Genomic DNA, 23,322 nt, shown 5'->3' with positions numbered 1-23,322 from the left:
GCATGCGGCGTCAGTCTTTACGCAGGACCTTGGCAACGGTCGCGACGTTATGGGCGAGGTGCAGCGGATTGATGGTGCCGACAATAGCACTGGCAACCCCGGGATGTTCAAACAACAGTTCGAAGCTGGCACGGACCGGGTCCACCCCGGGGGTCAGGCAGACATGGCCGCTGGCCAGGGCTTTCTTCACCAGGATCGCTTTGCCGTGTTCGGCTGCGTAGTCAATGACAGCCTTCTCGCTTCGTTCGTTCAGATTGTAGGTGACCATTGCGCAATCGCCTTGCTCCAGGGCCTTCAAGCCGCCATCGACGGTTTTACCGGAGAAACCGAAGCCACCGATCTTGCCCTCGCCCTTGAGCGCCGCCAGGGTTGGATAGACCTCGCTGTCGTTGAGGATCGCCAGGTCGTTGCCGTCGGAGTGCACCAGGACCAGGTCGATATAGTCGGTCTCCAGGCGCTTGAGGCTGCGCTCCACTGAAAGGCGGGTGTGGGCGGCGCTGAAGTCATGGCGTGACTGGCCGTCGCTGAATTCTTCCCCGACCTTGCTGACGATCACCCACTCCTGGCGTTGCCCACGCAACAACGGACCGAGGCGTTCTTCGCTGCGGCCATAGGCCGGTGCGGTGTCGATCAGGTTGATGCCCAGGTCGCGTGCCAGCCTGAGCAGCATCCGCGCTTCGTCGTCATCCGGGATCCGAAAGCCGTTGGGGTATTTGACGCCCTGGTCGCGCCCGAGCTTGACGGTACCCAGGCCCACGGGGGAAACCAGCGGGCCGCCATTGCCCAGAGGGCGGAGAAAATCGTGCAGGGTCGGCTGGCTCATGGCAGCAGTTGCTCCCAGGCAGGCACAGCCATGGGTGGTTTCGGCAAGTCGGGCAGGGGGGCCGGATGGCTTGGCACGATGCCGTCGCGTTGCAGCGCCGTGATCACCCGGTCGGTAAAATCCGGAGCCAGGGCCAGTTTGGTCGGCCAACCCACCAATAGACGATCCCGCTCGGCCAGGAAGGCGTTATCCGGACGGGTCAGGCCCGACTGCAAGGGTTCGGCGCGATCCACTCGCAGGGTGGCCCATTGCGCGGAGCTCAGATCGATCCAGGGCAGCAACTGACCGAGTTCCTTCTGGGCGGTAGCGATCTGCGCGGCGGGATCGCGGGCAACGCCATCGGCTTCGGCGATGTCGCCACCCAGGTACCAGACCCACTGGCCATCGGCGGCCGGGTGAGTGGTCACCGTGATGCGCGGCTTCGGTCCGCCTCCCAGGCAATGGGCGTAGAGCGGCTTGAGGGAAGGGCCTTTGACCAGGACCATGTGCAGCGGCCGGCGTTGCATGGCTGGCTGGTCGAGGCCCAGGGCGGCGAGCAGGTCGGCGGTGCCGGCCCCGGCGCTTAAGACGATGCGTTGGGCGCGGATCTCGCGACCGTCTACCTTGAGGCCCAGCAGTTCGTCATTCTCGCGCAGCGGCTCAATGAGTTGTCCGGCAAGCAGACCGTCGCCAGCCAGTTCCGCCAGGCGCGCGATCAGGCTGGGGACATCCACCACCAGTTCGGCCAGACGATAGACCTTGCCCTTGAAGCGCTTGTCCTGCAGGGCTGCGGGCAGTTGTTCGCCCTTGACCTGATCGACGCGACCGCGCACGGCCTTGCTGGCGAAAAAGCTGGTGAGGTTGCCGGCCAGGGTGCCGGGCGACCACAGGTAGTGGGCTTCGGACAGCAGGCGAACGCCGGACAGGTCCAGCTCGCCGTCGCCGGCCAGCGCTTCGCGCCAGCGGCGCGGCATGTCGGCGATGGCTTCCGAGGCGCCGGTCAGTGCGCCATGCAGCGCGTACTTGGCGCCGCCATGGATGATGCCCTGGGATTTGACGCTCTGCCCGCCACCCAGGCTGGCGCTTTCCACCAGCACGGTCGAATAACCCTGGCGCCGCAGGCGCGCATTCAGCCAGAGGCCGGCGACTCCGGCGCCGACAATCAGGACGTCGGTGGAAATAACGGATGGCATGCAGCGACCTCTGTGTTCAAGACGAGGGCGCAGTATACAGACTCGATGAGAAGCGTCTGATCTGCGATTCAAGTTCGGTCCGATTGCGGCAAGGGAATTTATCTCCGCTGGGCTGTGTAGCCACCTCCACCTGACAGCACGGCAGCATGTCAGTTGTCTTGAAAAGGGGGCGCTGCGACGAATCGATAAAGCCCCTCGCCACAAGGTATTCCAGTCAATGACCGGTGTGCTTCAGTGGCCGGCCGTCTTGGAGAACAGCTGGATCACCACCACCCCAAGCACAATCAACGCCATCCCCAGCATCGCCGGCACGTCCAGCTTCTGCCCGTAGATGAACAAGGCCGCCACGCTGACCATGACAATGCCCAGTCCGGCCCAGACCGCATAGGCCACGCCCACCGGGACAGTGCGCACCACCAGGGTCAGCATCCAGAACGCGGTGGCGTAACCGACGATGACCAGTAGCAAGGGCAGGGGCGTGCTCAAGCCTTTGATCGCTTTCATGGAGACGGTGGCAATCACTTCGGCGCAGATGGCGATGGCCAGGTAGTAGTAAGCGTTCATGAGCGATTCCTCTTGGCTGTTGCGACTTTCGATGGCGCCATTCTAGTGAGCGTTCAGATGCGGTAAAGTCATTACCTATCTGATATCGAGATAGGTTGCATCATGAACGTGCAGTGGAATCTGGAGCAGCTGCGGCTGTTTGTCGGTGTTGCCGAAAAGCGTTCGTTCTCCGCCGTGGCCCGGGACCAACGCAAGGCCCAGTCGGCCATCAGCAGCGCCATTGCCTTGCTGGAAGCCGATCTGGGAGTGAACCTGTTCGAGCGCAGCAGTGGCCGTCAGCCCAGGCTCACTGAAGCCGGCGAAGCCTTGCTGGAAGAGGCGCGGGAGGTGCTGCGCCAGTGCGAACGCCTCAATGGGCGGGCCCAGGCCTTGATGCGAGGACAGGAAGCACGGCTGCGGCTGGCCCAGGACGAGGCCATGCCCTATCAGCCGGTGATCGACAGCCTGACCGCCCTGGCCGAGCGCTTCCCCACCCTCGAGGTGCAACTGGCCAGCGCTGCCCAGGGAGATGTCGCGCGCAAGCTGGTGGAGCGCCACGCCGACCTCGGGCTGCTGTTCTATCACGAGCAGATCCCTGCGGCACTGGAGCGCCGGGTCCTGGGCAGCGTCGAGATGGTGACGGTGTGCGGACGCGAACATCCCATGGCCACGCAGGAATACGTGACTTGCCTGGAAATGGCCCGTCATCGCCAGTTGCTGATGGCGACCCAGTCCAGTGTCTACCCCGGCAGTGAGCAGGCCAGCCCGCAAGTCTGGCGCGCCGACAGCTTCTATGTCCTGGCCGAATGGCTCAGGTGTGGCCTGGGTTGGGCCTGGCTGCCACGGCATGTGGTGCAGTACCCGGCCTATCAGGGGCAGATGGTCGAGCTCAACAGCGAATGGACTCCGCCAGCGCTGGTGGTGGAACTGGTCTGGCGGCGCGACGAGCCCCTGGGCCCGGCCGCGCGCTGGTTGGCTGAACGTTTTGCCGTGCAGCTGCAGGCGATCGGCTGAAAACCCGATAAACTCCGCCGCCATGAACAGAACTCTCTATAGCGCATTGTTTTATCTGGGGCTGCCGCTGGTAGCGATTCGACTGTGGTTGCGGGCACGCAAGGCGCCGGCTTATGCCCGGCGTATTGGCGAGCGTTTTTCCTGGCGCCTGCCGACCCTGGTGCCGGGAGGTATCTGGGTGCATGCGGTGTCGGTGGGCGAAAGCATTGCCGCCGCGCCGATGATCCGGGCCCTGCTGCAACGTTATCCACAGCTTCCGATCACCGTCACCTGCATGACGCCCACCGGTTCGGAGCGGATCCAGGCCTTGTTCGCCAACGAGCCGCGCATCCAGCATTGCTACCTGCCCTACGACCTGCCCTGCGCCGCGAAGCGCTTTCTCGATCGGGTGCGTCCGAAGCTGGCGGTGATCATGGAAACCGAGCTGTGGCCCAATCACATCCATCAATGCGCCAGGCGCGGCATTCCCGTGGCCTTGGCCAATGCCCGGTTGTCGGAACGTTCGGCGCGGGGGTACGCGCGGTTTCCCCGGCTCACCCGTCCGATGCTGGCCGAGATGAGCCTGTTCGCCGTCCAGACCGAAGCCGAGGCCGAGCGTTTTCGCCAGTTGGGCGCCCGGACCGAAACCGTCGAGGTGACCGGATCCATCAAGTTCGACCTGACGATCGATCCGCAACTGCTGGAAAGTGCCAGCGCCTTGCGGCATCAATGGCAAGCGACAGAGCGCGCAGTCTGGATCGCAGCGAGCACCCATGAGGGCGAAGACGAGGTGGTGCTGGCCGCCCACCGCCAGTTGCTCGACAGTTATCCCGATGCGCTGCTGATCCTGGTGCCGCGTCATCCCGAGCGTTTCGACTCGGTGTACCGGCTCTGTGAGCGCGAAGGCTTCGCCACGGTCCGGCGTTCCAGCGGGCAGCCTGTGACCGCCCAGGCTTCGGTGCTGCTGGGCGATACCATGGGCGAACTGTTGTTTCTCTACGCGTTGGCCGACAGCGCCTTTGTCGGCGGCAGCCTGGTGCCCAACGGTGGACACAATCTGCTGGAGCCGGCGGCCCTGGCCAAGCCGGTTCTGAGTGGACCGCACTTGTTCAATTTCCTCGAAATCGCCGCCCAGCTGCGGGCCGCCGGGGCATTGCAGGAAGTCGAAGATGCCGAGAGCCTGGCCTTGGCGGTGCAGCGATTGTTCGAACTGCCCCGGGATGCCCAGCGCATGGCCGAGGCTGGCCTGAAGGTGATGCGCACCAATCAGGGGGCGCTGCAGCGTTTGCTGGACGGTTTGGGGCGGTTGATCGCGGGACGGTGATGATTGCTGTGTGGCACGAGGAGATATCTGTGGCGAGGGGATAAATCCCCTCGCCACAAGGGTAGCTGCCGCGAGATCCGTGGGCTACTGCGCCGGCCGTGAGCGCAGTTGCTCCGCCGCGGCCTGCGCCAGGTCCGGTGGCAGGAAATCCTTGTCCGGGTTGTAATCAGGCTTGAGGTAGCGCGACAGGTCCTGCAGGTCGGCCGGGCTCAGGGTGCCGGCGGCCTGCTTGAGGCGCAGGTTGTCGAGAATGTAGTCGTAGCGGGCGTTGTTGTAGTTGCGCACCGAGGTGTACAGCTGGCGCTGGGCATCCAGCACATCGACGATATTGCGGGTGCCCACCTGGTAACCGATCTCCGTGGCCTCCACCGCGCTCTGGTTGGAAATGATCGACTGGCGCCGTGCCTGGACCTGTTCCACGTCGGTGTTCACCGCGCGATGCAGGTTACGGGTGTTTTCCACCACCTGCCGGCGCAGGCCTTCGCGCTGCTGCTCGGTCTGGGTCAACTGCGAGTAGGACTCGCGGACCTGGGAGGTGGTCAACCCGCCGCTGTAGATCGGAATGTTCAACTGCAGGGCCAGGGTGCGCTGCTCGACATCGCCCCCGTATGGACGGCCAATCGCGTTCGGGTTGCTGAACCCCAGCGCGTCGTTGTCACCTTTCTCATACCTCGCCACGGCATCGAGGGTCGGGGCGTGGCCGGCCTTGCGCTGGCGCAGGGTGTCTTCGGCCGCCGTGACGGCGTAGTTGCTGGCCAGCAGGTTGAGGTTCTGCCGGGCGGCGGTGTCCACCCAGGCCTTGGCATCGTTCGGCGCCGGCGGCAGGATCGGTAGTGTGTGGACGATGCCCTGGATCGAGTTGTACTGGCGGTTGGTCAAGGTGATCAGGGCTTCGAAGGCATCCTCGACCTGGCGTTGAGCGAGGATCCGGTTGGCCCGCGCGGTGTCGTAGCTGGCCTGGGATTGCAGCACGTCGGTCTTGTCCGACAGGCCCACGTCGAAGCGCTCGTTGGATTGGTCGAGCTGGCGCTTGAACGCGGCTTCTTCAGCCTTGGTCGACGCCAGGTTGTCCTGGCTGCGCAGCACATTGAAGTAACTCTCGGCGCTTTGCAGGATCAGGTTCTGTTCGGTGGCCGACAGTTGCAGTGCCGCCTGCTCGTTCACCGACTTGGCAGCCTGGAATTGAAACCAGCGGTCGGCACGGAACAGCGGTTGGGACAATGTGGCCTGGTATGAACGCGCACTGCGGTTGGCAATGGCGGCAGGCTCATCGATGTCGGTGCGCACGTTGGCCACCTCGGCCCCGCCGGAAAGGTTGGGCAGCAATCCGGCGCGGGCCTGGGGCACCACTTCCTTCTGGGCGCCGTACTGGGCGCGGGCAGCGGCCAGGTCGGCGTTGTTGTCCACCGCTTCCTGGTACACGCTCACCAGGTCGGTTCTGGTCGATAAGGGCGCTTCGGCAGCCCAAGCCATTCCATTGGACGCACAAGACACGGCAAGGGCCAGTGAGAGTTTGCGCAGCATGAGACGATCCCTAGACGAATGAGTGCGCACGAAGGCGCGGCGTAGCGAGTGTAGTTGCGCCGGGGCATGGCAACAATCCTGTATATGCGCCATTCATCACGCCTTTTGCCGTAGCCATGGCGTTCTGTAGTGGTTGTGTCTAGACTGGCCGGGTTCTTGTCGGGGTGCCTTGCTTTGAGGCTGAGATCGAATAATTTCGGATCCCGTTGAACCTGATCAGGTTAACGCCTGCGTAGGGAACAAGATTTCTCGTCACCCGGCGAGTCCTCTTGTGCTTCGTCCGGGATGTTGTTCGACAATCGACTTTCGATCTTCGAGCATCCTCGAGCAGCAAGCACAGCATCCGCACGATCGTGCAGGGGTGCGTCCATTCGCTACAGGTTCGCTCCGACAAAAATCCACTGCCTGGATGTGTGTCTGGAGAGCCCGTGATGACGACAAAATCAAAAAACGCGACCAACCTCAGTGATTCGGCCCAGGTCGATCAGCAATCGGTTCAGCCCTTTACCCGCTCGCAAAAAATCTATGTCCAGGGCAGCCGCCCGGACATCCGCGTGCCCATGCGCGAGATCAGCCTCGACGTAACCCCCACCGACTTCGGTGGCGAGATCAACGCGCCGGTGACGGTCTATGACACCTCGGGCCCCTACACCGACCCGAACGTGATCATCGACGTACGCAAAGGCCTGGCCGATGTACGTTCGCCCTGGATCGAGGCGCGGGGCGACACCGAACGCCTGGCAGGTCTGAGTTCCAGCTTCGGCAAGGAACGCCTGGCCGACCCCGAGCTGACCAAGCTGCGCTTCGCCCACGTGAACAATCCGCGTCGCGCCAAGCCGGGGGCCAACGTCAGCCAGATGCACTACGCGCGCAAAGGCATCATCACCGCCGAGATGGAATACGTCGCCATCCGCGAGAACATGAAGCTGGAAGTGGCTCGTGCCGCTGGCCTGCTGGATCAACAGCACGCCGGCCACAGCTTCGGCGCCAGCATCCCCAAGGTCATCACCCCCGAATTCGTCCGCGATGAAATCGCCCGTGGCCGCGCGATCATTCCGGCCAACATCAACCACACCGAACTGGAGCCGATGATCATCGGCCGCAACTTCCTGGTGAAGATCAACGGCAACATCGGCAACAGCGCGCTGGGGTCGTCCATCGAAGAAGAAGTGGCCAAGCTGACCTGGGGCATCCGCTGGGGTTCGGACACGGTCATGGACCTGTCCACCGGCAAGCACATCCATGAAACCCGTGAGTGGATCATTCGCAACTCGCCGGTCCCGATCGGTACCGTACCGATCTACCAGGCCCTGGAAAAAGTCGGTGGGGTGGCCGAAGACCTGACCTGGGAGCTGTTTCGCGACACGCTGATCGAACAGGCCGAACAGGGTGTCGACTATTTCACCATCCATGCCGGCGTGCTGCTGCGCTATGTGCCGATGACTGCCAAGCGCGTCACCGGGATCGTCAGCCGTGGCGGTTCGATCATGGCCAAGTGGTGCCTGGCGCACCACAAGGAAAACTTCCTCTACACCCACTTCGAAGACATCTGCGAAATCATGAAGGCCTACGACGTCAGCTTCTCGCTGGGCGATGGCCTGCGTCCGGGCTCGATTGCCGACGCCAACGACGAAGCGCAGTTCGGTGAGCTGGAAACCCTGGGCGAGCTGACCAAGATCGCCTGGAAGCACGACGTGCAATGCATGATCGAAGGCCCTGGCCACGTGCCGATGCAGTTGATCAAGGAGAACATGGACAAGCAGCTGGAGTGCTGCGACGAGGCGCCGTTCTATACCCTCGGCCCGCTGACCACCGACATCGCGCCGGGCTACGACCACATCACCTCCGGTATCGGTGCGGCGATGATCGGCTGGTTCGGCTGTGCCATGCTCTGCTATGTGACCCCCAAGGAGCACCTGGGGCTGCCGAACAAGGATGACGTGAAGACCGGGATCATCACCTACAAGATCGCCGCCCATGCGGCCGACCTGGCCAAGGGGCATCCTGGTGCGCAGATCCGCGACAATGCCCTGAGCAAGGCCCGTTTCGAGTTCCGCTGGGAAGACCAGTTCAACCTCGGCCTGGACCCGGACACCGCCCGTTCGTACCACGATGAAACCCTGCCGAAGGACTCGGCCAAGGTGGCGCATTTCTGCTCGATGTGCGGGCCGAAATTCTGCTCGATGAAAATCACCCAGGAAGTACGCGAATACGCCGCCAACCAGCGCATCGAAGCGGTGGACGTCGACGTCGCCCAGGGAATGGCGGAGCAGGCCGAGCGGTTCAAGCAGGAAGGCAGTCAGCTTTACAAGAAAGTGTGATGTGAGCCGAGGGGGCGGTGTTTTCACTGCCCTCATCGCGAGCAAGCTCGCTCCCACAGGGGATCTGCTGTGAACACAAAGTCTGTGTGCGCCTGTGATCCCTTGTGGGAGCGAGCTTGCTCGCGATAGCGGCCCCAAAACAACAAATACTCCTCTGAGATAACACTCGTGAACATCCAACCCAGCACCTACTCCCCGGATACCGCAGTCCCCCTGGACAAACGTGTCTTCGGCGCCCGCGACCTGTTTTCCCTGTGGTTCTCCCTCGGCATCGGCCTGATGGTCTTGCAGGTCGGTGCCTTGCTCGCGCCGGGCCTTGGGCTGAGCGGTTCGTTGCTGGCGATTTTCCTCGGCACATTGGTGGGTGTCCTGCTATTGGCGGCCGTTGGCGTGATCGGCAGCGACACCGGCCTGTCGGCCATGGCGGCGCTCAGGCTCAGCCTGGGTGGCAGGGGCGCGAGCGTGCCGGCGGTGTTGAACCTGTTGCAACTGATTGGCTGGGGCTCGTTCGAAATCATTGTCATGCGCGATGCGGCCAGCCTGCTTGGCGCACGGGCCTTCAGCGAGGGCAGCCTGGGTGCGAGCCCTTTGCTGTGGACATTGTTCTTCGGCGCCCTGGCGACCTTGCTTGCGGTGAGCGGACCGCTGACATTCGTGCGCAAGGTGCTGCGCAAATGGGGCATCTGGCTGCTGCTGGGGGCTTGCCTGTGGCTGACCTGGAACCTGTTCGCCAAGGCTGACCTGGCGGCGCTGTGGGCCCAGGCGGGCGACGGCTCGATGCCGCTGGCGGTGGGATTCGACATCGCGATCGCCATGCCGTTGTCGTGGCTGCCGCTGATCGCCGACTACTCACGTTTCGGCAAGTGCGCCAGGAACGTCTTCGGCGGCACCGCCCTGGGGTTTTTCATGGGTAACTGCTGGCTGATGAGCCTGGGCGTGGCCTACACCCTGGCCTTTGCGCCGAGCGGCGAAGTCAATGCATTGCTATTGGCCCTGGCAGGCGCCGGATTGGGCATCCCGCTGCTGTTGATCCTGCTGGACGAGTCGGAAAACGCTTTCGCCGATATTCACTCGGCCGCGGTTTCCAGTGGCATGTTGTCGGGGTTGAAGGTCGAGCACCTGGCCTTGGCCATCGGTGTCATCTGCACATTGATCGCCTGCTTCGCGCCCTTGGCGCAGTACCAGAACTTCCTGCTGCTGATCGGCTCGGTGTTCGCGCCGCTGTTCGGCGTGGTGCTGGTGGATCATTTCATCCTGCGCAGGCGCAGCAGCCAGGTAATGTCGGCCGCATTGCGCTGGCCGGCGTTGTTGGCGTGGCTGGGCGGGGTGAGCACCTATCATGTGCTCGCCCACTTCTACCCGGATTTCGGCGCGACCCTGCCATCGCTGATCGTGGCAGGGGCGCTGCAACTGATGCTGGGCCGGGCGTTCAGCTACGGCCGGGAAACAGCTCGGGCTTGAGAATGCCGTTGAGGCGCGGGTAGGGGATCTTCAGTTCGATGTGGCCCAGGGCGTAGGGCGCGATGGTGCTCGTTTCGTACTTGAGGATCACCCCGCCGTAGGTCAGCGCCACGTTCGGGGTTTTCTTGAAGGGCCACTGCTTGATGAATTCCGGCTCCTGATCCAGCTTGGTGCTGATCAACCAACTGTTATGGGCGACCTGGACAGCTTTCCAGAAGGCGTCCTCCTGGCCCGGCAGCAGCATGTCGGACAGGGTCAGCACCTTGTTCTGCTGGCGCGAATAGTTGATGAAGCCGCGTCCGGGTGTCCCGTGTTCACCGCCGGTATCCAGGTAGCTGGACAGTTCGATGATCACCAGGCCGTCATGTTGCTCCCGTACCTTGGCCTGCAGATAACTGCTGCTGCCAGGGGCGGCGCTGCGCAGGAACTGGTCGCGGTAGGCGGCCAATGTCGGCGCCACCGGGGCGTCGGGTGCGGTGCGGGTCATTTGCAGCAAGCGTTTTTCGACGATGCCGTCCAGTGCCGGCTCGGCGGGAAAATGCAGGGTGTCGATGTTCACCAAGGGGCAGTCGGCACTGGCACAACCGGGTTGCAACTGTTCCGAGGCATCGCGGGTGGTTTCCAGCGGTGCGCGGTAATTGGGCTGGAACAGGCTTTGGCAAGCGCCCAGGGTCAGGGCGACGAGGGCCACTGAAACGGTTTTGAAAAGCGACATGGGTGTCCTTCATGAAACAGGGAAAGGCGAAAAGCTCCCCGCTTCGACTGTCTGCGGGGCAATCAGTTCGCCACTAAACTCATTAGAATTCTTTCATCCCCTGCCGTCTATCCCGATCAGTGGAAAGGGGCTGCATCAAACGGTACGGGCGCGTTAGGATGGCGCGAAGTCGAGGTTGGAACCTCGCATCGATCTGCTCCATACGAGGACTGTCATGACTGATTTCGCCAACGCCACACCGACCGCCGTGGACATCGTCAAGCGCGAAAGCTGCTTCCAGGGTTTCTACAAGCTCGATCGCGTTCACCTGCGCCATGAGCTGTTCGCTGGGGGCATGAGCCGTGAAATCAGTCGTGAGCTGTTCGTGCGCCATGACGCGGTGTGCGTGTTGCCCTATGACCCGCAGCGCGACGAAGTGGTGCTCATCGAGCAGTTTCGCGTGGGCGCCATGGGCAAGACGGTCAACCCGTGGCTGGTGGAACTGGTGGCCGGCCTGATCGACAAGGACGAACAACCGGAAGAAGTTGCTCATCGCGAAGCGCAGGAGGAAGCTGGGCTCGTATTCGCCGCGCTGTGGCCGATGACCAAGTATTTCCCATCGCCGGGCGGCAGCAATGAATTCGTGCATCTCTACCTGGGGCGTTGCGACAGCACGGGGGCAGGCGGCCTGCACGGGCTTGTGGAAGAGGCCGAAGACATTCGTGTGAAGGTCTGGGCTTACGAAGATGCCTTGCAGGCGGTGCGCGACGGACGTATCTGCAACGCGGCCAGCATCATTGCCTTGCAGTGGCTGGCCTTGAACCGCGATGAAGTGAGGGGGCTATGGTCCTGAACAAGCTACGCGATCGCTATCGCGTCGATCTGGTGGGCTTGCAGGCGGCCTGTGAGGCCAACTATGCCCGCCTGATGCGCTTGTTGCCGGACATGCGCAACGATCCGGCGCCGCGCCGCATCGCCGTGACCCATGGCGACCAGATGCTCGGCGTGCTGGCCCTCGAAGTGCTGCAGACCTGCCCCTATACCACCACGCTGCAAGTGCGCCAGGAGCACAGCCTGCCCTGGCTGCCGGTGCCGCAGCTGGAAGTCCAGGTCTACCACGATGCCCGCATGGCCGAAGTCGTCAGCGCCGAACATGCAAGACGCTTCCGTGGCATCTATCCTTATCCCAATGCCTCGATGCACCAGCCGGACGAGAAAGCCCAGTTGAACCTGTTCCTGGGAGAGTGGCTGAGTCATTGCCTGGCGCTGGGGCACGAGTTCGAAGTCGTTCGCTAGTGTGAACCGGTTCCGGTTCGCGGGTTTCCCCTTTCGATCATCCCCAGCATAATTGCGACTTCAGCCAATGGCGTCATCGCGCCTGGGAGCGAGCGATTTGCCGAGCGTATCCACCTTGACCACCGCCGATGCGGCGTTGCTGGTCCAGCTGTCCGACAGTCACCTGTTCGCCGGGTCTGACGGCCTGCTGTTGGGCATGAACACCCGTGACAGCCTGCAAGCGGTGATTGACCTGGTACTCAGGCAGCAGCCGGACGTCGACCTGATGCTTGCCACGGGCGACCTGTCCCAGGACGGGACACTGCAATCCTACGAGGCATTCCGGCGCCTGAGCGGGCGAATCGATGCCCCGGCGCGCTGGATCCCGGGTAACCATGACGAACCGCAGGTCATGCTCCAGGCGGCGGTGCAGAGCACTTTGCTCGATCCGGTGGTGGATATCGGCAACTGGCGAATCACGATGCTGGACTCCGCGGTGCCGGGCTCGGTGCCTGGCTTCCTGGCAGAAGAACAATTGATCCTGCTGGCCAATGCCTTGAGCGAAGCGCCGGAGCGCCATCACCTGGTGTGCCTGCATCATCATCCGGTGTCGATTGGCTGCCCGTGGATGGAGCCTATCGGGTTGCGCAATCCCGAGGCGCTGTTTGCGGTGCTGGATCGGTTTCCTCAGGTGCGGGCAGTGCTTTGGGGGCATGTGCACCAGGAGATCGACCGGGAGCGCAATGGGGTGCGGTTGTTGGCTTCGCCTTCGACTTGCATTCAGTTCGAGCCGGGGAGTGAGGATTTTGCCGTCGGTGAGCAGGCGCCCGGGTATCGGTGGTTGCGGCTTTGGCCGGATGGGCGGTTGGAGACGGGGGTTGAGCGGGTGGTTGGGTTTGAGTTTGTGGTTGATTATGGGGCTCAGGGGTATTGAACTGTTGACTGGGTACATATCCATTGTTGCGGTAACGGCCACTTACGGTTCCGCCCTTACGGCGGGTTACTTTTGGCAAACGCCCCAAAAGTAACCAAAAGGTCTGTGCCCCACCACTGGGCACCTCGCCAAGGCGAGGTGTTCCCGAACGCAGGCATTGCTCCGTGGGCCCGCCGCGAAGGGCCATCCATGGCCCAGCGCGGCTATCCCGGCATCCATGCCGGGATGCCCACTACGCAACGCCTGCGCTCGGCCCTTGTGGTTAATGGGGCGTCTAAGATCAAAAGCCAAAGCCAAAGCCAAAGCGAGTCGGCCTGACGGCCGACCAGTTTCTCTGGCCATACCCATTCCAACTGTGGGAGCGAGCTTGCTCGCGATGGCGGCTTTACAGTCGATCTAAATCTGTGGGAAAGGTCGGACATTCAGGCAGATTTTTCCGACGATCTCTGGCGGTTGCCGGGTGGGAAGGGGACTCGCTAACCTTTTTCGGTCGCTGCAATTCAGCGACCGGGCCTGGAAACCCGATAAGTGAGGATGCAACAGCGCGCCACATGAGATACTGCATCGCTTTTTTGCGTGTGCAGTTCTGCTTCATGGCGGCTGTGCGCGGGAGACTTTCGAGTCTGCCGGGTTTGCTCCGCACTCCGGTTTTCCAGCCCGCGCATAGCTGCCACCCTCTCGCCTGGAAACGGGAAATGGCGGCTCCACTACATAAGGGAGCCTCATCATGTTCAAAGTAACCCCCAATCCCCCCGAAACCGATCCCACCTCGGCTCACGCCGGCCTCGATGCCAAAAAACTCGACGAAGCCGCCGAACGCGCCCTCAACTTCTACCTCGCCCCAGAACCCCAGGCTAAAAAGAAACCATTACCCGGTCAGCTATTCACCGTCGTCGAAAACCTGGACAGCGAAACCCTCCTGGCCAACCTCAGCGAAACCCTGGCCTCGGCCAATGCGATGCTCAGCGACCTGGCCTTCAACCTGGAAGGCTCCAACCGGCATATAGCCTTCGGCGTCCAGCAGATGGTCGAACTCTCTGAGCTGCTGGCAAACCGAGCGCTGGACGTCGTTGATCCCCGATAGGCCAGGCAACCTCTTGCTCTTGCTCTTGCTCTTGCTCTTGCTCTTGCTCTTGCTCTTGCTTTGGCTTTTGATCTTGAGCGCCCCGTTAAACCACAAGGGCCGAACGCAGGCGTTGCGTAGTGGGTATCCCGGCATGGATGCCGGGATAGCCGCGCTGGGCCATGGATGGCCCTTCGCGGCGGGCCCACGGAGCAATGCCTGCGTTCGGGAACACCTCGCCTTGGCGAGGTGCCCAGTGGTGGGGCGAGGCGCTTTTGGTTACTTTTGGCGCCTTTTCAAAAGTGACCCGCCGTAAGGGCGGAACCCTAAGCGGCCGTTACCGCAGCAATGGATATGTACCCGGTCAAAAAATCCACACAGACCGACACAAAGCCATCGCGAGCAAGCTAGCCCCCACAACAGAATCGCAGCACAGCCAGCAGAGATGGGCCGGCGATAAGGCCAAATCCCCCCAAACCACTCCAATCTCCCTGTAAACTCCGGCCTTTGCCCCCACACACAGGAAATTGGCATGTCGGCCTCGATCCTCTACATCCACGGCTTCAACAGCGCGCCAGCCTCGACCAAGGCCCGCCAGCTCATCGATGTGATGACCCGCCTGGGCCTGGCCGACCGACTGCAAGTGCCGGCACTGCATCACCACCCCCGCGAAGCCATGGCCCAGCTGGAACAGGCGATCGCACAACTGGGCCGTCCGCTGCTGGTCGGCAGCTCGCTCGGCGGCTACTATGCGACTCACTTGGCCGAACGCCACGGCCTCAAGGCGCTGTTGATCAACCCTGCCGTCAGCCCCCATCGGATGTTCGATGGCTACCTGGGCACGCAGAGGAATCTGTACACCGACGAAACCTGGGAGTTGACCCACGACCACGTCACGGCCCTGGCCGAGCTGGAAGTGCCGGCGCCCCGGGATCCGCAGCGGTTTCAGATATGGTTGCAAACCGGTGACGAAACGCTGGATTATCGCCACGCCCAGCAGTACTACCGCGCCTGTGCCCTGCGCATCCAGGCCGGTGGCGATCACAGTTTCCAGGGATTTGCCCAACGATTGCCGGCGTTGTTGAGTTTTGCCGGAATTGGCGCCGATCTGTACCAGGCGATCGACTTCACGTCGCTGTGAGCCATCGCCCCTTTTTATTTGAATACTGACGACGAGACCCCATGGCCACTCCCAGCGCTAGCTCCTATAACGCAGACGCCATCGAAGTCCTCTCGGGCCTCGACCCGGTGCGCAAGCGCCCCGGCATGTACACCGACACCAGTCGGCCGAACCACCTCGCCCAGGAAGTCATCGACAACAGTGTCGACGAAGCCCTGGCGGGGCATGCGAAGTCGGTGCAGGTCATCCTGCATGCCGACCATTCGCTGGAAGTCAGCGACGACGGTCGTGGCATGCCGGTGGATATCCACCCGGAAGAAGGCGTGTCGGGCGTCGAGCTGATCCTCACCAAGCTCCACGCAGGCGGCAAGTTCTCCAACAAGAACTACCAGTTCTCCGGCGGTTTGCACGGGGTGGGTATTTCCGTGGTCAACGCCTTGTCGACCCAGGTCCGGGTACGGGTCAAGCGTGACGGCAACGAATACCAGATGACCTTTGCCGATGGCTACAAGGCCACCGAGCTGGAAGTGGTCGGCACCGTCGGCAAGCGCAACACCGGGACCAGCGTGTATTTCGCGCCGGATCCCAAGTATTTCGATTCGCCCAAGTTCTCCGTCACCCGCCTCAAGCATGTGCTCAAGGCCAAGGCCGTGTTGTGTCCGGGGCTGCTGGTCAGCTTCGAGGACAAGGCCACGGGTGAAAAGGTCGAGTGGCATTACGAGGATGGCCTGCGTTCCTATCTGGTGGACGCGGTCAGTGGTTTCGAGCGCCTGCCCGATGAGCCGTTCTGCGGCAGCCTGGCCGGCAACAAGGAAGCCGTGGACTGGGCATTGCTGTGGTTGCCCGAGGGCGGCGAAAGCGTCCAGGAAAGCTACGTCAACCTGATCCCCACCGCCCAGGGCGGTACCCACGTCAATGGCTTGCGCCAGGGCCTGCTGGATGCCATGCGCGAGTTCTGCGAGTTCCGCAACCTGCTGCCCCGTGGCGTGAAGCTGGCGCCGGAAGACGTCTGGGAGCGCATTGCCTTCGTCCTGTCGATGAAGATGCAGGAGCCGCAGTTCTCCGGCCAGACCAAGGAACGCCTGTCCTCCCGCGAGGCGGCCGCGTTCGTGTCCGGTGTGGTGAAGGACGCCTTCAGCCTGTGGCTCAATGCCAACCCGGAAACCGGCCTGTTGCTGGCCGAGCTGGCGATCAACAACGCCGGTCGTCGTCTCAAGGCCAGCAAGAAGGTCGAACGCAAGCGCATCACCCAGGGGCCGGCATTGCCGGGCAAGCTGGCCGATTGCGCCGGACAGGATCCCATGCGTTCCGAGCTGTTCCTGGTGGAAGGTGATTCCGCCGGCGGCTCGGCCAAGCAGGCCCGGGACAAGGAATTCCAGGCCATCCTGCCGTTGCGGGGCAAGATCCTCAACACCTGGGAAGTGGACGGCAGCGAAGTGCTGGCCAGCCAGGAAGTGCACAATATCGCGGTGGCCATTGGCGTCGATCCGGGCGCCGAGGACATGAGCCAACTGCGCTACGGCAAGATCTGCATCCTCGCCGACGCCGACTCCGACGGGCTGCACATCGCCACGCTGCTGTGCGCGCTGTTTGTCCAGCATTTCCGCCCGCTGGTGGATGCCGGTCACGTCTATGTGGCGATGCCGCCGCTGTACCGTATCGACCTGGGCAAGGATATCTACTACGCCCTGGACGAAGCCGAACGCGATGGCATTCTCGATCGCCTGGTGGCCGAGAAGAAGCGCGGCAAGCCGCAGGTCACTCGATTCAAGGGGCTGGGTGAGATGAACCCGCCGCAACTGCGCGAAACCACCATGGACCCGAATACGCGCCGCCTGGTGCAGTTGACCCTGGATGACTTCGAGGCGACGACGGAGATCATGGACATGCTGCTGGCGAAAAAACGTGCCGGCGACCGCAAGACCTGGCTGGAGTCCAAGGGCGACCTGGCCGAGGTGCTGGCCTGATGCGCAACGGGTTCGCCCTGGCGCTGTTGCTATGGGTGGGAAGCGTCGTCGCCGGGCCGGCAACGGAACTGAAAATGCTGTCGGAGCACGTCGTCGATGGCATGCGGGGCGGCAATCTGTCCGGGCTGGCCCTGTGTGGCCGCGAAATGTGGGCGGTGTCCGATCGCGATGATGATCGCCTCTATCGCCTGGACACCTCCGATGCGGCGGTCTGGCAAGCCCTTGTCTCGACCATCGAGGTACCGCCGGTGCCTGAAAGCGACTTGCCCTGGGGTTTGCGTTCGCGGACCTGGGCCGCTTCGTTCCTGCGTGGTGGCGAGCTGGATTTCGAAGGCATTACCTGCGACAGCGCAGGCAACCGCTATGTGGTCAGCGAGTCCCATGCCGCCGTGTTGCAGGTGTCGCCGTCGGGCGATGCATCCTGGTTGAAGATCGCCCCGACCATGATCCGCCAGGCCCGGGCCAGCGGCATGTTGTTGCATTTCAATGCGCTGTTCGAAGGCATTGCGGTCAACCCGGCCGGTGACCAACTGTGGCTGGCGGCCGAGCGCGAGCGCCGCGGCCTGTTGCTGATCAAGCGCCAGCAAACGGTATGGGATTGCGACGGCCAGTGCGCGCTGCTGAGCGAAGCGGGGCAGGAAATGCAACCGGCCCAGTTTGCCGATGCCAAGGCGGTCTCGCGGGACTTCGCCGATCTGTCACTGTTCGACGGCAAACTGTTTACCCTGGAACGCAACGCCTATCAGATCTGCCGGCGCGATCCGCAGACCGCCAAGGTGGAGCGCTGCTGGTCATTCGCGGCCGAGGGACTTCTGGATAAACGCCGCTACGCCCAACCCTATGGGCTGGCCGAAGCAATGGTGGTGGATGCCGCAGGCACCTGGATCGGCCTGGACAACAACGATGGGCCACGCGCCGATGGCGAAAGACGGCCGGTCATCTGGCGTTTCGCCGCGCCCGATGGCGGTTGGAGCGCTTCGCCATGAATGGGCAACCACGGGGCCGATGCGCCCTGGACCCGATTGAATCTACCCAGCGCGGCGACACGCCTGTCGTCGTGCCAGACAACGAACTGATGAGGCCCGCATGAGCGACATTCTTGCAGACAGCTTGGACGGCGTGGAGCGCCGATCGCTGGCTGACTTCACCGAAAGTGCCTACCTCAATTACTCCATGTACGTGATCATGGACCGCGCCTTGCCGCACATTGGCGACGGCCTCAAGCCGGTTCAGCGGCGCATCGTCTATGCCATGAGTGAACTGGGGCTGGATGCCGATTCCAAGCACAAGAAATCGGCGCGTACCGTCGGTGACGTGCTCGGCAAGTTCCACCCGCATGGCGACTCGGCATGCTACGAGGCCATGGTGTTGATGGCCCAGCCGTTCAGCTATCGCTACACCCTGGTGGACGGCCAGGGCAACTGGGGTGCGCCGGACGATCCCAAGTCCTTCGCCGCCATGCGTTACACCGAGGCGCGGCTGTCGCGTTACTCTGAAGTGCTGCTTAGCGAACTGGGCCAGGGCACCGCGGACTGGGGGCCGAACTTCGACGGAACCCTGGAGGAGCCGTTGGTGCTGCCGGCACGTTTGCCGAATATCCTGCTCAATGGCACCACCGGCATCGCCGTGGGCATGGCCACCGACGTACCGCCTCACAACCTGCGGGAAGTAGCCACGGCGTGCGTGCGCCTGCTGGACGAGCCGAAAGCCACGGTGGAGCAGCTGTGCGAACACATCCAGGGGCCGGATTACCCGACCGAGGCGGAAATCATCACGCCGCGGGCCGACCTGCTGAAAATCTACGAGACCGGTCGTGGTTCGGTGCGTATGCGCGCCGTGTACCATGTGGAAGATGGCGACATCATCATCACCGCACTGCCGCACCAGGTGTCCGGAGCCAAGGTCCTGGAGCAGATTGCGGCCATGATGCAGGCAAAACCGTCGAAAGCGCCGCAAGTGGCGGACCTGCGCGACGAGTCGGACCACGAGAACCCTTGCCGCATCGTGATCATTCCGGTCAACAGCCGGGTCGATCATGAGGCGCTGATGCAGCACCTGTTCGCCAGCACCGATCTGGAATCCAGTTATCGGGTCAACATCAATATCATCGGCCTGGATGGCAAGCCGCAGTTGAAGAACCTGCGGGCGCTACTGGTGGAGTGGCTCGAATTCCGCGTCAAGACGGTACGCCGGCGCCTGCAGTTCCGCCTGGACAAGGTCGAGCGTCGCCTCCACCTGTTGGATGGCTTGCTGATCGCCTACCTCAACCTGGATGAGGTGATCCACATCATCCGCACCGAGGAGCATCCCAAGGCCAAGCTGATCGAACGCTTCGCCCTGAGCGAAATCCAGGCCGACTACATCCTCGATACCCGCCTGCGGCAATTGGCGCGGCTGGAAGAGATGAAGCTGCGGGCCGAGCAGGACGAGTTGCTCAAGGAGCAGGCCAAGCTGCTCGCCTTGCTGGGCAGCGAAGCCAAGCTCAAGAAGCTGGTGCGCACCGAGTTGCTCAAGGACGCCGAAACCTACGGCGACGACCGACGCTCTCCGATCGTGGAGCGGGCCGAAGCCAAAGCGTTGAGCGAACACGACCTGTTGCCCAATGAGAAAGTGACCGTCGTACTGTCGGAAAAGGGCTGGGTACGCTCCGCCAAGGGTCATGATATTGACGCCGCCGGGCTTTCCTACAAGGCCGGCGACGGTTTCAAGGCCCTGGCGCCCGGGCGTTCCAACCAGTATGCGGTGTTCATCGACTCCACGGGACGCAGCTATTCGGTGCCGGCCCATACCCTGCCATCGGCTCGCGGCCAGGGCGAACCGCTGACCGGTCGTCTGACGCCGCCACCGGGTGCAACTTTTGAATGCGTGCTGATGCCTGATGATAACGGGCTGTACGTTATCGCGTCGGATGCCGGCTACGGGTTCGTCGTCAAGGGTGAGGACCTGCAAGCCAAGAACAAGGCGGGCAAGGCGCTGTTGAGCCTGCCGAACAACGCCAAGGTCATTGCGCCGCGTCCGGTCTTCGATCGCGATAACAACTGGCTGGCCTCGGTGACGACCGAGGGCCGTTTGCTGGTCTTCAAGATCAGCGATCTGCCACAGCTGGGGAAAGGCAAAGGCAACAAAATAATCGGCATTTCCGGCGAACGGGTTGCAAGCCGTGAGGAATTTGTCACGGATATTGCAGTATTACCGGAGGGTGCCACGCTTGTGCTGCAGGCTGGAAAGCGTACGCTTTCGTTGAAAGCGGACGATCTTGAGCATTACAAGGGTGAACGCGGTCGCCGGGGCAACAAGCTTCCGAGGGGTTTCCAGCGAGTGGATGCACTGCTCGTCGAAAACCTGAATTAAGCGTGCCAGAGGCCTCGGTCTGCGATTAAAAGCCGCAGATCGATGCTTTCGCGCTGGAGTCGGAACGGATATTCACGGATGATAGGCCCTTTCAAGCGCCGGCGTGGCCGAGCGTTCTTCATAATGACCGAGTATTTTTTCACTGTGGTAAGCCTTGTGGCCGCCACCTGGACGGAACGATGACTGCTCTGCGCCTTCCTATTCTGTGGCTCGCCGGCCTGCTTGGCCTGGCGGGCTGCAGCATTCACCAGCCGGTGTCGCTGTATCAACTCGACAGTGGAAACCCGGCCCAGCCTGCACAAAGCACGGGCATGGCTGTGTTGCTCGGCCCTGTATTGATCGCTGACTACCTGCAACGCGAAACCCTGCTGCAACGCCAACCCGACGGTAGCTTGCAGGCCGCCACCGACGGTCGTTGGGCCGGTAGCCTTTCTTCGGACATCGATCAGTTGCTGCTGCGCCAGGTGGCCGGTCACCTGGACAGCCAGCGCGTGGTCCTTGCGCCAGCGACCCAGGGTTTCACCCCCGATGTCCAGGTGCTGCTTTCCATTACCCGCCTGGACTCTGGCGAATCGCAGCCGGCGGTGCTCGACGCCCAATGGCGGTTGATCGACCGTCGCGGCAAGGTCCGCGAAAACCGTATCGTTCATCTGCAGGAGCAACATGCGGGCAGCACTGCGGCCCAGGTCCAGGCCCAAGGTATCCTGGTGCAGCGCCTGGCCGAGCAGCTATCGACGGCGCTCAAGCCGTTGGCCAACCAACCTCCCATCGTCGAAGCGCCGGTGCGCAAGTCCGCTCCGGCCCAGGCCAAGCCTGCTGAACCGGAGAAGTCGCCAAAGATCCCGATGGCCTTGCCGATTCGGACGGATATGGAAGTTTTCCGGTTCTGATAGCTGGACTGCAAACAAGACAAAGCCCGCACTGATGCGGGCTTTGTCGTTTCTGTCGATTGGATTGTCGGCGCCTGTCCTGGCTCCTTCGCGAACAAGCCACATTCAACCTTGAGTAAACACGGATTCTGCCGCCTACGAAGATCTTGTGGGGGAGCGAGCCTGCTCGCAACCGATCGGCGATGGCAACAAAAAAGCCTGCAGATAATCACTCATCTGCAGGCTTGCGTTCGCTTCAACGACTGGATATCAGGCCTGGCGCTCGTGCATTCGCGCCAGTTGCCGCTCCAGCAAGGACGGATAGGGCTCCATCAGTCGCTCCACGCAGCAGGCGCCTTCAGGGCTGGCGATAGGGCGGATGCGGGCCCGCTGGCGAATCAGGGCGTCGTCGTTGATCTTGCGCTCCACCAGCAACAGGTTGCGGCTGTGTTGGGACAAGGCCAGGGCGTCCTGGGCAGTTTCGGTCAGCAGCAGGTCAATCTGACTCAGGCCGAACAGTCCGTTGCCCAGGGTCAGGCCCAGTTGCAATTGCAGGGTAATGCCGCTGTCGGCCACTTCGATCTGCAACTGATGGCCCAGGGCCCGCAGCAGTTCGCCGCAGCAGATGGCATTGGTCAGGTAATCGTCACCGCTGTCTTCGGTGTGGAACAGCATCAGCGTGCTGCCATCGTTCAGGGTATGCAATTCACCCTGGTACAGCGAGGCGGCCTGGTCGAGGCAATCGCGATAGCGTTCCAGCAGTTCCTTCAGGCGGGCCTGGGGCAGGCGTCGCAATTGATCCTGGGCGCCGAGCTGCACGGCAAGCACGGCACTGTGCTGCGGCTGGTTCGAGACGGCAGCCCTGGCGACCGGCTGCGTTTGCCCGGTCACCGTTTCGTCCCGCAGGTCGGCGAAGGCATCGTCGTCCTCGTCGTCTTCAACCGTGCGCACTACGTGACGGGGCGCGGGCCGGGCGGCAGGCATGGGCGGGGTTTCGTCGAAACCGGGATCACGCAGGTTGCGGACTTCGAAACCGGGCTCGGCATCATCATCCGCGTAGTCGATTTCCTCGGGTTCTGGCTCAGGTTCAGGCTCCGGCGCGAAGCTGGCGTGCAGCTGCCGGGCCAGGTCGCCGATCTCGTCCTGGCGCTGGATGGCCGGGGTATGTTCGTCGATATCCCGCAACCAGACGCGCAATTGCAGCAGCGGCGTGGAGAGGTGCCGCCCCAGGCGCAGGCTCAAGGCCAAGGCCAGGGCCAGCAATATCGCGCTCAGGATACCCATGCTTTGCAGGCTGATGGTCATCGGCTGCTGGAACTGGTCCATGTCCAGGCTGATGCGCAGTTGCCCGGCGGTCACGTCCTGGAAGGTGATCTTGCTCTGGTACATGCCCCCGGATTCGCCCAGCAGGCCAGGCTTGGGCCGCTGTCCGGCCTCGGCGAGGATGCGGTTGTCCACGCTGTAGATGGCGGCGTGGGCCACCAGCTTGTTCTTGGTCAGGTTGTTGAGCAGCACATTGAGGCTGAGGATGTCGTTGGACACCAGCAGCTCGGTGGCGGACGTGGCGGTCTGGGTGGTCAGGCTCTCGCCCAGGGCGTCGGCCTGTTCGTGCATCGCCTGCTTGAACTGCAAGCCCATCACACAGGCATAGATGACCAGCGCCAGGGCGACCAGGATCACGTTATGGCTGGCAATGCGCAATGCAATCGGCACGCGACGATGGCGCAGTGCACGGAAGATCAGCAGAAAGAAATTGTCGGTTTTGACTGGCGTGGGCCGGTTCACTGAGCTCGGCTCTTTGTCCGTGAAATTGACGCGCAGTATAGCGACAGCCCCATGACCGGCAAAGCACTGGCGGTGCCCGATGGTCACCGAAAGTGGGTAGAAT

Annotated in this window: 19 protein-coding genes and 1 riboswitch; of the genes, 13 read left to right on the top strand and 6 right to left on the bottom strand. The window is 62.6% G+C overall.

The window, feature by feature from the left end; translation table 11 throughout:
• Positions 1-10 precede the first annotated feature (10 nt).
• From BT179_RS17365 to BT179_RS17355, 3 genes are all read right to left on the bottom strand, one after another.
• A complete protein-coding gene (locus tag BT179_RS17365; protein ID WP_072398534.1) occupies positions 11-823 on the bottom strand; it encodes an aldo/keto reductase in 813 nt (270 codons plus the stop codon).
• The gene (locus BT179_RS17360; protein WP_072398533.1) at positions 820-1,995 is read right to left on the bottom strand and encodes an NAD(P)/FAD-dependent oxidoreductase; all 1,176 of its coding nucleotides are present in this window, start codon (positions 1,993-1,995) and stop codon (positions 820-822) included. The genes BT179_RS17365 and BT179_RS17360 overlap by 4 nt, the downstream gene beginning before the upstream one ends.
• A 231-nt stretch (positions 1,996-2,226) precedes the next feature.
• A complete protein-coding gene (locus BT179_RS17355; RefSeq protein ID WP_046065574.1) occupies positions 2,227-2,559 on the bottom strand; it encodes a DMT family transporter in 333 nt (110 codons plus the stop codon).
• A 102-nt stretch (positions 2,560-2,661) separates the two neighbouring features.
• On the opposite strand from BT179_RS17355, the gene BT179_RS17350 reads away from it, so the two are divergent.
• On the top strand, positions 2,662-3,552 hold the full coding sequence (locus tag BT179_RS17350; RefSeq protein WP_072432160.1) for a LysR family transcriptional regulator: 891 nt from the start codon (positions 2,662-2,664) through the stop codon (positions 3,550-3,552).
• Positions 3,553-3,574: 22 nt separating this feature from the next.
• Positions 3,575-4,855, top strand: coding sequence for a lipid IV(A) 3-deoxy-D-manno-octulosonic acid transferase (waaA, locus tag BT179_RS17345; protein ID WP_072432159.1), 1,281 nt, complete (start codon positions 3,575-3,577; stop codon positions 4,853-4,855).
• An 84-nt stretch (positions 4,856-4,939) separates the two neighbouring features.
• Here the strand turns inward: waaA and BT179_RS17340 are convergent, their stop codons facing one another.
• Positions 4,940-6,379, bottom strand: coding sequence for a TolC family outer membrane protein (locus BT179_RS17340; protein ID WP_072398530.1), 1,440 nt, complete (start codon positions 6,377-6,379; stop codon positions 4,940-4,942).
• A gap of 150 nt (positions 6,380-6,529) precedes the next feature.
• Positions 6,530-6,635: riboswitch (TPP riboswitch) on the top strand.
• A gap of 175 nt (positions 6,636-6,810) precedes the next feature.
• Between BT179_RS17340 and thiC the strand changes: the two genes are divergently transcribed.
• Positions 6,811-8,700 carry a phosphomethylpyrimidine synthase ThiC gene (gene thiC, locus BT179_RS17335; protein ID WP_072398529.1) on the top strand — a complete coding sequence of 630 codons (1,890 nt, stop codon included), beginning with the start codon at positions 6,811-6,813 and terminating at the stop codon, positions 8,698-8,700.
• Positions 8,701-8,868: 168 nt separating this feature from the next.
• A complete protein-coding gene (gene cytX / locus BT179_RS17330) occupies positions 8,869-10,161 on the top strand; it encodes a putative hydroxymethylpyrimidine transporter CytX (protein WP_072432158.1) in 1,293 nt (430 codons plus the stop codon).
• Here the strand turns inward: cytX and BT179_RS17325 are convergent.
• Positions 10,130-10,876 carry an RsiV family protein gene (locus tag BT179_RS17325; RefSeq protein WP_072398527.1) on the bottom strand — a complete coding sequence of 249 codons (747 nt, stop codon included), beginning with the start codon at positions 10,874-10,876 and terminating at the stop codon, positions 10,130-10,132. The two genes, cytX and BT179_RS17325, sit on opposite strands and share 32 nt — an antisense overlap.
• Before the next feature lie 214 nt (positions 10,877-11,090).
• On the opposite strand from BT179_RS17325, the gene BT179_RS17320 reads away from it, so the two are divergent.
• The 9 genes from BT179_RS17320 to BT179_RS17280 all read left to right on the top strand — a co-directional run bounded on the left by BT179_RS17320 (position 11,091) and on the right by BT179_RS17280 (position 21,455).
• Positions 11,091-11,708, top strand: a complete 618-nt coding sequence (locus BT179_RS17320; RefSeq protein ID WP_072398526.1) for an NUDIX domain-containing protein — start codon at positions 11,091-11,093, stop codon at positions 11,706-11,708.
• A complete protein-coding gene (locus BT179_RS17315; protein WP_003186471.1) occupies positions 11,699-12,151 on the top strand; it encodes a DUF1249 domain-containing protein in 453 nt (150 codons plus the stop codon). The genes BT179_RS17320 and BT179_RS17315 overlap by 10 nt, the downstream gene beginning before the upstream one ends.
• Before the next feature lie 97 nt (positions 12,152-12,248).
• The gene (cpdA, locus tag BT179_RS17310) at positions 12,249-13,064 is read left to right on the top strand and encodes a 3',5'-cyclic-AMP phosphodiesterase (protein WP_072432184.1); all 816 of its coding nucleotides are present in this window, start codon (positions 12,249-12,251) and stop codon (positions 13,062-13,064) included.
• Positions 13,065-13,791: 727 nt separating this feature from the next.
• Complete coding sequence (locus BT179_RS17305; protein WP_072449262.1) at positions 13,792-14,148, top strand: DUF6124 family protein; 357 nt, start codon at positions 13,792-13,794, stop codon at positions 14,146-14,148.
• A 511-nt stretch (positions 14,149-14,659) separates the two neighbouring features.
• The gene (locus BT179_RS17300; protein WP_072398524.1) at positions 14,660-15,268 is read left to right on the top strand and encodes a YqiA/YcfP family alpha/beta fold hydrolase; all 609 of its coding nucleotides are present in this window, start codon (positions 14,660-14,662) and stop codon (positions 15,266-15,268) included.
• A 41-nt stretch (positions 15,269-15,309) separates the two neighbouring features.
• A complete protein-coding gene (parE, locus tag BT179_RS17295; RefSeq protein WP_072398523.1) occupies positions 15,310-17,214 on the top strand; it encodes a DNA topoisomerase IV subunit B in 1,905 nt (634 codons plus the stop codon).
• Positions 17,214-18,200 (top strand): esterase-like activity of phytase family protein, encoded by a 987-nt coding sequence (locus BT179_RS17290; protein WP_072432310.1) that lies wholly within the window; start codon positions 17,214-17,216, stop codon positions 18,198-18,200. The genes parE and BT179_RS17290 overlap by 1 nt, the downstream gene beginning before the upstream one ends.
• Before the next feature lie 100 nt (positions 18,201-18,300).
• A complete protein-coding gene (gene parC / locus BT179_RS17285; RefSeq protein ID WP_072398521.1) occupies positions 18,301-20,565 on the top strand; it encodes a DNA topoisomerase IV subunit A in 2,265 nt (754 codons plus the stop codon).
• A 179-nt stretch (positions 20,566-20,744) separates the two neighbouring features.
• On the top strand, positions 20,745-21,455 hold the full coding sequence (locus BT179_RS17280) for a PqiC family protein (protein ID WP_072398520.1): 711 nt from the start codon (positions 20,745-20,747) through the stop codon (positions 21,453-21,455).
• 249 nt (positions 21,456-21,704) lie between these two features.
• On the opposite strand, the gene BT179_RS17275 is transcribed toward BT179_RS17280, so the two are convergent.
• Complete coding sequence (locus BT179_RS17275; protein WP_072398519.1) at positions 21,705-23,219, bottom strand: AhpA/YtjB family protein; 1,515 nt, start codon at positions 23,217-23,219, stop codon at positions 21,705-21,707.
• Between the last annotated feature and the right edge of the window lie 103 nt (positions 23,220-23,322).

This window comes from Pseudomonas sp. NFACC43 (assembly GCF_900119645.1).
Lineage (GTDB): Bacteria > Pseudomonadota > Gammaproteobacteria > Pseudomonadales > Pseudomonadaceae > Aquipseudomonas.
Note: the sequence above shows the minus strand (reverse complement) of the source record. Positions and strands in the feature narration are given on the sequence as shown.

Excerpts from the sequence above, each read along its gene's own strand:
- BT179_RS17355 (WP_046065574.1), bottom strand. The coding sequence starts at position 2,559 with ATGAACGCTTACTACTACCTGGCCATCGCCATCTGCGCCGAAGTGATT.
- BT179_RS17325 (WP_072398527.1), bottom strand. The coding sequence starts at position 10,876 with ATGTCGCTTTTCAAAACCGTTTCAGTGGCCCTCGTCGCCCTGACCCTG.
- BT179_RS17320 (WP_072398526.1), top strand. The coding sequence starts at position 11,091 with ATGACTGATTTCGCCAACGCCACACCGACCGCCGTGGACATCGTCAAG.
- BT179_RS17360 (WP_072398533.1), bottom strand. The coding sequence starts at position 1,995 with ATGCCATCCGTTATTTCCACCGACGTCCTGATTGTCGGCGCCGGAGTC.
- BT179_RS17340 (WP_072398530.1), bottom strand. The coding sequence starts at position 6,379 with ATGCTGCGCAAACTCTCACTGGCCCTTGCCGTGTCTTGTGCGTCCAAT.
- thiC (WP_072398529.1), top strand. The coding sequence starts at position 6,811 with ATGACGACAAAATCAAAAAACGCGACCAACCTCAGTGATTCGGCCCAG.
- parC (WP_072398521.1), top strand. The coding sequence starts at position 18,301 with ATGAGCGACATTCTTGCAGACAGCTTGGACGGCGTGGAGCGCCGATCG.
- BT179_RS17280 (WP_072398520.1), top strand. The coding sequence starts at position 20,745 with ATGACTGCTCTGCGCCTTCCTATTCTGTGGCTCGCCGGCCTGCTTGGC.
- BT179_RS17365 (WP_072398534.1), bottom strand. The coding sequence starts at position 823 with ATGAGCCAGCCGACCCTGCACGATTTTCTCCGCCCTCTGGGCAATGGC.
- BT179_RS17300 (WP_072398524.1), top strand. The coding sequence starts at position 14,660 with ATGTCGGCCTCGATCCTCTACATCCACGGCTTCAACAGCGCGCCAGCC.
- BT179_RS17315 (WP_003186471.1), top strand. The coding sequence starts at position 11,699 with ATGGTCCTGAACAAGCTACGCGATCGCTATCGCGTCGATCTGGTGGGC.
- BT179_RS17305 (WP_072449262.1), top strand. The coding sequence starts at position 13,792 with ATGTTCAAAGTAACCCCCAATCCCCCCGAAACCGATCCCACCTCGGCT.
- BT179_RS17350 (WP_072432160.1), top strand. The coding sequence starts at position 2,662 with ATGAACGTGCAGTGGAATCTGGAGCAGCTGCGGCTGTTTGTCGGTGTT.
- waaA (WP_072432159.1), top strand. The coding sequence starts at position 3,575 with ATGAACAGAACTCTCTATAGCGCATTGTTTTATCTGGGGCTGCCGCTG.
- parE (WP_072398523.1), top strand. The coding sequence starts at position 15,310 with ATGGCCACTCCCAGCGCTAGCTCCTATAACGCAGACGCCATCGAAGTC.
- BT179_RS17290 (WP_072432310.1), top strand. The coding sequence starts at position 17,214 with ATGCGCAACGGGTTCGCCCTGGCGCTGTTGCTATGGGTGGGAAGCGTC.